The sequence below is a fragment of the Maribacter sp. Asnod2-G09 genome, assembly GCF_045063795.1.
GTDB lineage: Bacteria > Bacteroidota > Bacteroidia > Flavobacteriales > Flavobacteriaceae > Maribacter.
Genome location: NZ_JBEFOA010000004.1, coordinates 344,643 through 357,315 on the forward strand (window position 1 = coordinate 344,643; position 12,673 = coordinate 357,315).

A 12,673-nucleotide genomic window follows, 5' to 3' on the forward strand; every position below is an offset into this window, starting at 1 on the left:
GTAATTTAAAGTATAATTCTAATTTCTTGTAAGAATAATTACGCCTGTAGTAATGATTAATGATGCTATCGACACCGTTAAACCTGCTCTGTTATCAAGTGTAGATTGTGTAACTGCAGACTGGTTAGGTTCTACATAGACTACGTCATTCTGCGTCAAATAGTACACAGGTGAATTCAATGCAGCCTTTTTAGTTAAATCGATACGGGTATACACCTTCGTTCCATTAAAATCTCTGATTACCAAAACATTGTCACGCTTACCCTTAATATTTAAGTCATTCGCAAGTCCAATAGCTTCTAAAACGGTAATTTGCTCTCCATTAACTTCATACGTACCAGGTCTATTAACTTGTCCTAACACCGTTACCGTAAAATTTCGTAAACGGATATTGATAATCGGATCTTTTAAATATGGTTGTAATTCTTGTTTTAACAAGGTCTTTGTTTCTTCTGGCGTAAGACCAACAATCTTAATATTACCCACTACTGGAAAATCAATTTCACCATTCTTATCAACAATATAATCTAATTGCTGCGGTTGACCGATATTTCCCTCGCCTTGTGCTGAAGAAAATAAATTAAAAGGCTTACTTGCCAAGGCATCTAAGGTTGACACATTAATACCGACTACATCATCTACTTTAAATGTATTCACATGTGTATTATCACTTACAATGGTTTCATAGTCTGCTGCATCTTGAAAATACACAACATCTTTTTTTGATCCGCATGAAGCTATAAGTACTCCTAAAAATACTAATAATCCGTAGTGATTAAATTTCGTTTTCAATGTATTCATTTTTCTAAAAATATTAATAATGGTTAATGTTATACTAATTAAGGTTGTACAATTTTGAGTGGCGCTTTATTCTGATCATCTTTAGTATCAGATGCCTCATCAAGTTCACAAAAGTCTGAATTTTTAGATACATATTCTGGAACAATCTCTTTCATAAGCTTAACCGTATTACCGCTGAAGAACATATTGGTAATACATAATTCATCAATTTTTGATCTTACTTTCGCATATTCTACATCACGCACTTTACTGATCTTAATTTTCTGATGATAGGTTGGCAGGGTATTTTCACCATTGGCCAACAATTCTTCATATAACTTTTCACCTGGTCGTAAACCTGTAATTTTAATATCTATATCATCTGGATACCTCAAGCCAGAAAGCTTAATCATATTTTTGGCCAAATCAAAAATCTTAACAGATTCACCCATATCGAATATAAAGATCTCTCCACCTTCACCCATAGCTCCAGCTTCTAAAACTAATTGAGAAGCTTCTGGTATGGTCATAAAATAACGTGTGATATCTTTGTGGGTTAATGTTAACGGCCCACCTTTTTCTATCTGTTTTCTAAACAATGGTATTACCGAACCATTCGACCCAAGTACATTACCGAATCTGGTGGTTATAAACTTAGTTTTGTTTTCTTTTTGCATACAACTAATATATAGTTCTGCTATACGCTTAGTTGCCCCCATGACATTGGTTGGGTTTACCGCTTTATCGGTAGATACGAAAACAAATTTTTCAACACCATGTATAATAGATAAATCTGCTACATTCTTAGTACCGCCAATATTAATTTTGATAGCTTCGTAAGAGTTGTACTCCATTAGGGGCACATGCTTATATGCTGCAGCATGAAAAACAACATTTGGTCTGTGTTCTCCAAATAACGCATTCATTCTATTTTTATCTCTAATATCTGTTACAATCGGAATAAAGTTATGAAATCCGTTTTGCTTTAATTCTTGTTGCAGATCATACAAGGCAGATTCTGCCGAATCAATAACTATTAAAGATTTATACCCGTAATTACATATTTGTCGAACAATCTCGCTACCAATAGAACCAGCTCCACCAGTAACCATAACGGTCTTGTTCATTAACTCCATCGAAATTTTACTATTCTTAATAGTTATCGGTGCACGATCTAATAAATCTTCTATTTGCACCTGTTTTATTTGCGAAACTTTTAGTTCTCCATTGATCCAATCTTCAATGGGCGGTACAATTTTCACAACTATCGGCAAATCAACAAGCCCCTCTACCGTTTTTCTCAACTTAAGTGAATCAATATTTTGTATTGAAAAAATAATTTCAGAAATATTATTTTTTACAATGAAAGCCTCTGTTAAAGTTTTTCTCGCAAATACTGGCACACCATTAATATTCTTTCCTATTTTTTTAACATCTCTATCAATATATCCTATTACCTTATACCTACTTTTACTATTATTACCAATAGCGCCATGAGTCAAAACTCCCGAATCTCCGGCACCGTAAATCAAAATATTTTTAGTAACTTTTATACTGCTGTTCATTTTGTTATAAAAAGATTTAAAAACAAAACGAGAGGCAACTAAACCTACAAAGGTGATTAAACTATTGATTATAATAATAGATAATGGTATGGTGAATTGACTCAACACATCTAATTGTCTATTCACCAAAACAACAAAAATAACCAGTATACTAAAGAAGCATACGGCATTAAAAATGTTATACACATCTCTAACTCCTGTATGTCGTACTACACCTTTATAAGAACCTACAATCATAAAGGCTAACAAAGCAGCTACTGCTACTAAAGGTATTTGAACCAAAAAGTTATGGACATCGAAATTTAAGGTTAAATTAAATCGAATAAGATAAGATAGTACAAACGAGAAAACTACCGTTAGTAGGTCAATGCCCAACACAAGCCACTTAGAGGCATAGCGCTGTGCACTGTAATTCAGGTATTTCTGTATCATGATAAAACGTTTTTGATGGTTATTACAACACGCTCTAATTCTTCATTAGATAAGTTAGACCCACTTGGTAAACAAAGACCTCTATCAAATAATGATTCTGAGGTTCCATCTACAAAATGCTTAGTATCACTAAATATCGGTTGTAAGTGTAAGGGTTTCCATAAGGGTCTAGACTCAATATTCTGATCTAGAAGTGCCAACCGAAGCTTTTCTCTTATCTCAAAAGATGGCGTTAAGATACAACTTAACCATCTATTGGAAAAATATCCGTTAGGCTCCTTTAAAAATTCAATTTCTTCAAATTGATCTAATGACTCTTTGTAGTATTGATGATTAGCTCTACGTGCGTTAACTCGGTCTTTTAAAACTTCCATTTGACCACGCCCAATACCTGCCAAAACATTACTCATTCTGTAATTGTATCCAATATTAGAATGTTGATAATGAGGCGCATCATCTCTTGCTTGTGTTGCTAAAAACACCGCTCTTTCAGCATAGGCTTTATTTTTAGAAACTAAAGCACCACCGCCTGAGGTCGTAATAATTTTATTTCCATTAAATGACAAAATCCCTATATCGCCAAAAGTTCCACATGGTATTTGATTATAAGAACTACCCAATGCTTCTGCACTATCTTCTAAAACGGGAATTTGAAATTCATCGGCTATAGCTCTTATTTCGGAAATCTTATAAGGCATACCGTATAAATGTACTACAATAATTGCCTTAGGTTTCTTACCCTCTTCGATTCCACTTTCTATTGCCTTTCTTAATAAACCAGGCGACATATTCCATGTATCTAACTCACTATCTACAAAAACAGGGTGAGCACCTAAATAAGCAATAGGATTGGCAGACGCAGAAAAAGTAAAACTTTGACACAGTACATCATCACCTTTTCCTACACCTAGTAACTCCAAACCTAAATGAATGGCAGCTGAACCAGAACTTAAGGCAGCCACATGCACGGAATTACCTAGTTCAACTTTAATAGCCTGCTCAAAAGCATTTACGTTAGGCCCCAGCGGAGCGATCCAATTTGTATCAAAGGCTTCGTTAACATAGTTTTGCTCTGTGCCTCCCATATGCGGAGACGAAAGCCAAATTTTAGTAGGTGTTGAAACGGTTTTCAATAGTTGTCAATTTAGGGTTACAAATATAAGATTCAAAATTAACTATACATTTAACCAATACACTGAATTAATATTATAATTCGTTTAATACGTGGAAATTATCGGTTAAAGGAAATGGTATATACCATTTATCGTATGTAAAAGCTTTTGAACCCTGTAAATAACGACTTCACCTAAAATATATTTCCTAATCGAGCTTTATTTTTTAATCTTTGCCTTTTTAATCCCAATATTCCATTAATGAAAAAGATTACAAAAATATGTTGTATCGGCGCTGGCTATGTTGGCGGACCTACAATGTCAGTTATAGCGAAGCAATGTCCAGAAATACAAGTAACGGTTGTAGATATCAATCAAGACCGTATTGATCAGTGGAACACTATTGATTTAGATCAACTACCTATCTATGAACCAGGATTAAAAGAAATTGTAGGAGAGAGACGTGGGAAAAATCTTTTTTTCTCTACAGAAGTTGATAAAGCTATCGACGAAGCTCAAATGATATTTATCTCTGTAAACACCCCTACCAAAACCTATGGCAAAGGTAAAGGGCAAGCGGCAGATTTAAAATTCATAGAACTTTGTGCACGTAATATTGCAAAAGTTGCCAAAGACGACAAGATTGTTGTTGAAAAATCAACACTTCCTGTAAGAACCGCTCAAGCAATTCAAAACATTTTAGATAATACGGGTAATTCTGTAAAATTTGAAATTTTATCGAATCCCGAGTTTTTAGCCGAGGGTACCGCTATTGAAGATTTAATACATGCAGATCGTGTTTTAATTGGCGGTAACGACACACCAAGCGGTCAAGCTGCAAAAGATGCCCTTAGTGCAGTATATGAGCATTGGCTCCCGAAAGAACGCATATTGCAAACGAACGTATGGTCTTCAGAGTTATCAAAACTAGTTGCCAATGCCTTTTTGGCGCAACGTGTTTCGTCCATCAATACAATATCGGCGCTGTGCGAAAAAACAGATGCCAATATTCAAGAAATTTCTAGAGCCATTGGCTTTGATAGTAGAATAGGTTCAAAATTCTTAAATGCATCCGTTGGTTTTGGAGGATCTTGCTTTCAGAAAGACATCTTAAATTTAGTATATATCGCAAGGTCTTATGGTTTAAATGAAGTTGCCGATTATTGGGAACAGGTTATTATTGCCAACGATTATCAAAAAAGTCGCTTTGCCGAAAACATTATAGCTAACCTTTACAATACCATTTCAGGTAAAAAAATTATCATATATGGCTGGGCTTTTAAGAAAGATACAAATGACACGCGCGAATCTGCCGCAATTGCAGTTGCAGATGCTTTGTTAGAAGAACGTGCCGAAATCATCGTATATGATCCAAAGGTTTCTGAAGAACGTATTTATGCTGATTTAGATTATCTAAATACGAGATCACCAGAAGAGAATAGAAGATTATTAAAGGTGACCAACAACCCTATAGAAGTGGCGAAAGACGCACACGCCATTGCTATTTTGACGGAATGGGACGAATTTAAAACTTATGATTGGCAAACAATTTACAAGCAAATGCTTAAACCTGCTTTTGTGTTTGACGGTAGACGTTTATTAGATACTGACACTATGAAAGGTATTGGCTTTAACTATTACAAAATAGGGCAATCATGAAAATTTTAGTAACCGGCGCAGCTGGTTTTATTGGTTTTTTTGTTTCAAAAAGTTTAATAGAGAAAGGTCATGAGGTTGTCGGTTTAGATAATATCAACGATTACTATGATGTTAATCTTAAATATGCCAGACTACACGAACTAGGTATACAACGAGATGATGCTGAACAATTTAATGTTTTATCAGAAAGCACTACAAAATCTACTTTTTCATTTGTAAGACTTGCACTAGAAGACCGCGAAAACCTTCCAAAGTTATTTAAAGCTCAACATTTTGATGTGGTTTGTAATTTAGCCGCTCAAGCAGGTGTTCGGTATAGCCTAGAAAATCCAGAAGCGTACGTTGATAGTAATTTAGTCGGTTTTTTAAATATTTTAGAATGCTGCCGTAATTATAAGATAAAACACTTGGTGTATGCTAGTAGCTCTAGTGTATATGGATTAAATGACAAGGTACCTTTTAAAACAACCGACCCAGTAGACCACCCAGTTAGTCTCTATGCCGCTACTAAAAAAAGTAATGAATTAATGGCACACACCTACAGCCATCTTTATAAATTTCAATGCACTGGCTTACGCTTTTTTACGGTATATGGCCCGTGGGGTCGACCAGATATGGCCTATTTTTCATTTACAGAAAATATTTTAGCGAACAAGCCTATTAATGTTTACAACAATGGAGAATTGGCAAGAGACTTTACATATATAGAGGACATAGTTGATGGTATTACTTTGATTTTGGAAAAAGGATTCATAGCCAATTCAAACTCGAAGAGCAATGCGGCTATATATAATATTGGCAGAGGAAAATCAGTAAAACTGATGGATTTCATAAAAACTATAGAAACAAATTTAAAAAAAGATGCCGAATTGATAATGATGCCAATGCAAGCTGGCGACGTTTTTAAAACATGGGCAGACACCGTAGAACTTAAAGAAAATTACGGTTACTCCCCCACAATAGATTTAGAAATTGGTGTGAAAAATTTTATTACGTGGTATCAATCTTATAAATAATATTCTATAATTTTTCAAAAGCTTTTTGCTCAAAAAAATTGCAATTTTAACGTTAAAGAAATTAAATAATTAAATAAATGAAAATAGGAATTATAGGTTTAGGATATGTAGGGCTACCCCTAGCAGCACTATTTGCTAAAAAATATCATGTTATTGGTTTCGATATTAACCAAAAAAGGGTCGATGAAATTAATACTGGAAAAGATACAACATTAGAATTGAGCGACCTGGACCTAGAAAGTGTCCTTACTATCAAAAATGAAACTAAGGAGAATGGACTGGTTTGCACAACAAACATTAATGACCTAAAAGATTGCAACTGTTATATTATCACGGTACCTACCCCTGTAGATGATACCAAAAGACCAATTTTCACACCTCTTATCAAAGCCAGTGAAACTGTTGGCAAGGTGTTAAAGAAAGAAGATATCGTCATATATGAATCAACCGTATATCCCGGTGCTACAGAAGAAATATGCATTCCTGAGCTTGAGAAATCTAGTGGTTTAATTTTTAATACTGACTTTTATGTAGGATACTCCCCTGAGCGTATTAACCCAGGAGACAAAATGCATACGGTAGAAAAAATATTAAAAGTCACTTCAGGTTCTACCCCAGAAGCAGCAAAAACAGTAGACAACTTATATGCTTCGGTTATTACGGCTGGCACACACTTAGCCCCAACTATAAAAGTTGCTGAAGCTTCAAAAGTCATAGAGAATACACAGCGTGATATTAATATTGCCTTCATGAATGAATTGGCTAAAATATTTCATTTGCTGGGCATAGACACTAAAGATGTACTCGAAGCAGCAGGCACTAAATGGAACTTCTTACCATTTAGGCCCGGTTTAGTAGGCGGACATTGCATTGGCGTTGACCCTTATTATTTAGCGCAAAAAGCGCAAGAAAATGGCTATAATCCAGATTTAATATTAGCAGCAAGGCGTATAAATGATGGAATGGGCGAATATATCAGCCTGCAAATTATAAAGTTGATGTTAAAACATGACTTAGTTGTAAAAGGCGCAAAAGTTTTGATTATGGGCATTACCTTTAAAGAAGATTGTCCAGATATACGCAATACTAAAGTTGTAGATATGGTTAAGAATCTTAACGAATATAGAGTCGAAACTACGGTTTATGACCCATGGGCCAATCCAGAAGAAGTGTTTCATGAATATGGTATAGTTACCACAAACACAAAACCTAATGAGCAGTTTGATATTTTAATTATGGCTGTAGCCCATAAAGAATTTATTGATGCAGACCTTAGTCAGTTTAAACATGAAAAAACTTTAGTTTACGATGTCAAAGGGAAGCTTAAAGATGGCTATACCGCAAGATTGTAATATATAAGTTGCCATGTTTTATTCTAAATAGAATATAAAAAAACAATCCCCGAGGTAAAACTTAAGGGGATTGTTTTTTTTAAATAATTACCATATAAAGCTTCACACTCCTCCTCCACTTTTCACGTATTCAGCAATCATATTTTAATTAAATTGTCAATTGCCTTAGTGGAAATAAAATCTACCTTCAAAAAAATATTCTAATACTACTCTTTGGTTTTAGCAGCGCTATAAAATATCTTACGGGCTATAAGATTCTCACCCCTGTCCCTTAAATTTCTGTCGACCTATTTATAGAATATTAACTATAATGAATAAGATTTTTGCTGTAAATATTACCAAAAAAAATTCATTCCTGTTCTGAATACCCTAACAGGTCACACACAAAATATTTTTAAATTCATAGGTTAACCGAAATCAGAAATACTTGTTTAAACGAATAATGTAATATTATAATTATGATACGTTGTGTATCTTATGTATATAGATGCGTTAAACTTTAAACATTCTTAATGTATTTTAGAGAGAGTTACTCCTATATTTATTCCTATTAATTAATAATTCAGAAGCTTTATAACTAAAAAGCTAAAATTAAATAGTTTTAAGAAAACTATTTTCCATAAATAATATAGACAACCAACTTATTTCAAAAAATTAATTTATGGTTGAAATAGTAAGTTTATAAAACAATCAAAAAGAATTATAAGCACTATACATTTGTTTCTAAATGTAAATAAGAGTACTCCATTTTAATAACATTTTTAAAATATAATTATCAACTATATCAACTAACAAACTGTACCTCTAAAACTAAAATATTTAGCTCAATTGTTAATTAAATATGTAGTTCATCGAATTATTGCAAAAAATTGTGCATTTCATCGAATTAAAACATCCAATGAACGATTTATCTCCGTAAGCATGATGTTATTATATCAACCATAGTCAATATAAAGCTATTTAAATATAAATCTATTGATATTGTTTCGAAAATAATTTTTAAAAATCTACGTTGAAGTACATCCTTCCCCATATCAAAATCATGTATTTCATCGAAAAAACAAGTTATTTCATCGAGCAACTAAATTATTAAAGTATAATTGTAACCCAAATGACAAAGTTTTTAAATCTAAAAGAAAATCACCTACTTATGCAAAATGTCCAGAATCAATTCATAAAATTGACCTTATCAATTTTTGCCACTTTTTTACTTTTTTCCTGCAGTAAAGATGCCGATTTATTATCTGAGTATGTAATTAGCACAGATGACGCTCAATTAGAAAAATCATTATTGATTAATGATAGTTTTTTTATAGAAGCTGGTCAATCAACTATAGTAATGGATGTATTAAACAATGATAATTTTAACGCCGACGCCGAAATACGTATAATACAAACATCAGAACCATTTAACGGTATAGTTACCATAAATGATGATAACACGTTAACTTATAAAGTTAATACAGAAAGTACCTCAGAAACAAATACATCTGAGGAAACAACTCCTGAGGAAACAACTCCTGAGGAAACAACTCCTGAGGAAACAACTCCTGAGGAAACAACTCCTGAGGAAACAACTCCTGAGGAAACAACTCCTGAGGAAACAACTCCTGAAGAGACAACTCAAGAAGAGACAACTCAAGAAGAACCTGTAACCGATTCTTTTACATATACCACAGAAGAAACAGATGAAGCGGGTAATGTAAATACACAAGAAGCTACTGTAACGGTAAATATTGCACAAAATAATATCGCTACTTCAGGCGCTAATGTTTATTATGTAACCACTTCAGGAAATGGAGGAAATAACGGTAAAAGCGAATCGGCCCCATGGAGCTTAGCTCACGCATTCAGCTCAGCTAAAGCCGGAGATATTATTCATATAAAAGCAGGTAACTATGGTTCTGCTGAATTTGTCATATCAAATTCCGGTATTAACGGAAATCCAATTAAATTTTTAGGTTATAAAAGCATACCAGGTGATGTAGTTGCAACTAATGGATCTACATTTAATTATGGTGAAAATTTAGATGCTACAAAAATGCCTTTAATTAAGGGAAATAGTACACTTACTGGTATTGGACTTACGATACAAGGCAAACACGTTCAAATTAATAATATACAAATTTCCGATTATGTTCATGGTGTCATTTCTACGGGTGATTTTGCTGTCCTAAATAATATTATTATTAATAGGAATGGAGAACAAAACAATAATACATCGCAGACTGGAAGGGGCTTCCATATTTATGGTGACAATACAATTTTAGAAAATTGCTTTAGCCTTAATGCAAATGCTGAAGCGATAAACCTGAAAGGAGCTAATAACTGTATAGTTCGAAATACTAAGGTCTATTCCGACAACCTTCCTAATCCAGGTGGTTATTACATAGGTATTACCGGAGGAGGGAGCGGAAATACTATTGATAATTGCTTAATATACAGGGATAAAAATGCAGATTTACATCAGGGACATGGATATGTTTTAAAAGACAAAGCAACCAATAATATAATCAAAAACTCCAAAGCAATTAACACTGGTATTGAAGCTAATTTCTCTGGTGTTCATAATAATACGTTTGAAAATATAGAATTAATTGGAGTTTATTCTCAAGACAATAGTGAATACTCCACTGGAATAAGACTTATCAATGGAGCACATGATAATTTGTTTAAGAATATTTATATCGAAGACAGTAATATAGCTATCCACTTTAGAGATTTTAATGATGGGTTCGCAAACACCGATGGTGATAGAGATGAAGCTCAAGGGGGTAACAATAATGTTTTTGAAAATATCGTATCAAATAAAAGTAAAATCATAATAGCATTAACAACTGCTGACACCCCTTTGGGCCAAAGTACAAGTAGTGGAAATAAATTTTACAATTGCAACTTCTCTAATGTAACTTCTGTGCCTGTTAGTTCATACCATAAAGTAACTGGATTCGAGTTCTACAATTGTAAATTTGAAAATATAAGTGGATATACAATGGCAGAAACAAATGGAGGAATAGGTACTTGGAACGCAAAATACGATTCTTGTCAATTTATTAATGTAAGTTTTCCTGTGCCACAATAAAAATATTTCATCATTAATCATGTAAATAGTTTAGTAGCTCATCAAAACTATTGAAATCATATTTGATTAATATATTTACACTGTAACAATTTAAATTTTTATTTTTTGATGTAATTAAACCCAATAATTCGAGATTTTAAAGGCCCTATAAAAAATATTTATAGGGCCTTTGAATTGAAAATAGAATTATTAGAAACAATTATTTTCCTTTTTTAAATTAATAAAATTCATTTCCAAGGAATAATAACTAACGTAATTCAATATAATCTAAAGTTTAGATAGCATCCCACACGATTTTATAAATTTCTACGTTTATAACTTGATATTTCAAAATCAATAATGCTACAAAAAATTAAAAACTTAACAAAGGATTCAGGTTTCCTACGATATTTTGCAAATACCTCATGGGTCTTTGGTGGTAAAGTGCTTCAAATGGTTTCTGCACTTTTTATTGGAGTATGGGTAGCTAGATATTTAGGACCCGAAAAACTAGGGATTTTAAGTTATGCCCAAAGTTTTACTGCTTTATTTCTAGCGCTTTCAACTTTAGGTCTAAATGGTATTCTAGTACGTGAGTTAGTTAAAAACCCAAAAGACACTAATACTCTGCTGGGTACTTCATTTATTCTTCAATCAATTGGGTCCGCAATATTAATGCTTATCCTAATCTTAATCACATATTATACCGAACAAGATGACTTAACTAGTAAAATCATCCTTATACTTGGATCAGTAACATTTTTGGATAGCTTTGCTATAATTGGCATTTATTTTCAAAGTATTGTCCGTAGTAAATTTGTTGTATTCATTGGGATTTTTGTTTTGTTAATTTCTTCGATTGCCAAAATAACATTTATACTTATTGATTTTCCGTTAATAGCATTTGTTTACTTAATATTAGCAGAATCCGTTTTAACAACCTGCGGTTTAATATACTTTTATATTAAAAATAATGGTTCACTCTTAGGGTGGAATTTTTCCATAACCATGGGAAAACAATTACTTAAAGATTGTTGGCCGCTAATTCTAAGTGGTATCATCGTATCCATTTATATGAAAATAGATCAAGTGATGATAAAAGAAATGAAAGATGCCGCTGCCGTTGGTCAATATTCTGCTGCTGTACGCTTAAGCGAAGCTTGGTATTTTATTCCAACTGTTATAAGTGGTTCACTATTTCCTGCTATTATAAATGCTAAACAACGCAATGAAGCTCTTTATTATGAACGTCTTCAAAAACTTTATGATTTAATGGTAATATTATCTATAACAATAGCATTACCAATGACTTTTTTAAGTGATTGGTTAATTCTAATTTTATATGGGAAAGAATACTATATGTCTGGAGGAGTACTTAGTCTTCATATTTGGGCAGGAGTATTTGTATTTTTAGGAGTGTCAAGGGAAGGATGGATTTTAAGTGAAAATTTACAGCGCTATACAATACTATATTTAGGTTTAGGAATGGCGTTCAACATCATTTTAAATTTTTTACTCATTCCTAACTACGGTATTTTTGGTGCTGCCGTAGCCACCTTAGTAGCACAAGCTATTTCAGTTCTATTTGCACCATTAATATTTAAAGAAACTAGAATATCTTTTAACATGATGATTAAAGCATTGACATTTTACTCTATTATTAATCGCTTTTTGAAAAGATAAATCAATTTATATT

Annotated in this window: 8 protein-coding genes; 5 read left to right on the forward strand and 3 right to left on the reverse strand. The window is 32.9% G+C overall.

The annotated features are described in order from the left end of the window. Window positions 1-18: 18 nt before the first annotated feature. From ACJJVT_RS08655 to ACJJVT_RS08665, 3 genes are read right to left on the reverse strand one after another with little or no spacing between them, the layout of a single operon-like run. Window positions 19-801, reverse strand: a complete 783-nt coding sequence (locus ACJJVT_RS08655) for a polysaccharide biosynthesis/export family protein (protein WP_405397959.1) — start codon at window positions 799-801, stop codon at window positions 19-21. 38 nt (window positions 802-839) lie between these two features. Then, complete coding sequence (locus ACJJVT_RS08660; protein ID WP_405397961.1) at window positions 840-2,777, reverse strand: polysaccharide biosynthesis protein; 1,938 nt, start codon at window positions 2,775-2,777, stop codon at window positions 840-842. Further along, window positions 2,774-3,862 (reverse strand): DegT/DnrJ/EryC1/StrS family aminotransferase, encoded by a 1,089-nt coding sequence (locus ACJJVT_RS08665; protein WP_405398952.1) that lies wholly within the window; start codon window positions 3,860-3,862, stop codon window positions 2,774-2,776. The genes ACJJVT_RS08660 and ACJJVT_RS08665 overlap by 4 nt, the downstream gene beginning before the upstream one ends. Before the next feature lie 288 nt (window positions 3,863-4,150). Here ACJJVT_RS08665 and ACJJVT_RS08670 point away from each other — a divergent pair, with 288 nt between their 5' ends. The 5 genes from ACJJVT_RS08670 (at window position 4,151) to ACJJVT_RS08690 (ending at window position 12,660) form a co-directional block, all read left to right on the forward strand. Then, on the forward strand, window positions 4,151-5,548 hold the full coding sequence (locus ACJJVT_RS08670; protein WP_405397963.1) for a nucleotide sugar dehydrogenase: 1,398 nt from the start codon (window positions 4,151-4,153) through the stop codon (window positions 5,546-5,548). Next, window positions 5,545-6,564, forward strand: a complete 1,020-nt coding sequence (locus ACJJVT_RS08675) for an NAD-dependent epimerase/dehydratase family protein (RefSeq protein WP_405397965.1) — start codon at window positions 5,545-5,547, stop codon at window positions 6,562-6,564. Before ACJJVT_RS08670 ends, ACJJVT_RS08675 begins: the two co-directional genes overlap by 4 nt. 77 nt (window positions 6,565-6,641) lie before the next feature. Then, complete coding sequence (locus ACJJVT_RS08680) at window positions 6,642-7,916, forward strand: nucleotide sugar dehydrogenase (RefSeq protein ID WP_405397967.1); 1,275 nt, start codon at window positions 6,642-6,644, stop codon at window positions 7,914-7,916. Window positions 7,917-9,027: 1,111 nt separating this feature from the next. After that, window positions 9,028-10,998: a hypothetical protein gene (locus tag ACJJVT_RS08685; RefSeq protein ID WP_405397969.1), complete on the forward strand. Its 1,971-nt coding sequence runs from the start codon at window positions 9,028-9,030 to the stop codon at window positions 10,996-10,998. 339 nt (window positions 10,999-11,337) lie between these two features. Continuing rightward, complete coding sequence (locus ACJJVT_RS08690) at window positions 11,338-12,660, forward strand: flippase (protein WP_405397970.1); 1,323 nt, start codon at window positions 11,338-11,340, stop codon at window positions 12,658-12,660. The last annotated feature ends 13 nt before the right edge of the window (window positions 12,661-12,673 follow it).

Coding starts and splice junctions, on each gene's coding strand:
- ACJJVT_RS08680 (WP_405397967.1), top strand. CDS start 6,642: ATGAAAATAGGAATTATAGGTTTAGGATATGTAGGGCTACCCCTAGCA.
- ACJJVT_RS08675 (WP_405397965.1), top strand. CDS start 5,545: ATGAAAATTTTAGTAACCGGCGCAGCTGGTTTTATTGGTTTTTTTGTT.
- ACJJVT_RS08685 (WP_405397969.1), top strand. CDS start 9,028: ATGACAAAGTTTTTAAATCTAAAAGAAAATCACCTACTTATGCAAAAT.
- ACJJVT_RS08660 (WP_405397961.1), bottom strand. CDS start 2,777: ATGATACAGAAATACCTGAATTACAGTGCACAGCGCTATGCCTCTAAG.
- ACJJVT_RS08670 (WP_405397963.1), top strand. CDS start 4,151: ATGAAAAAGATTACAAAAATATGTTGTATCGGCGCTGGCTATGTTGGC.
- ACJJVT_RS08690 (WP_405397970.1), top strand. CDS start 11,338: ATGCTACAAAAAATTAAAAACTTAACAAAGGATTCAGGTTTCCTACGA.
- ACJJVT_RS08655 (WP_405397959.1), bottom strand. CDS start 801: ATGAATACATTGAAAACGAAATTTAATCACTACGGATTATTAGTATTT.
- ACJJVT_RS08665 (WP_405398952.1), bottom strand. CDS start 3,862: ATGGGAGGCACAGAGCAAAACTATGTTAACGAAGCCTTTGATACAAAT.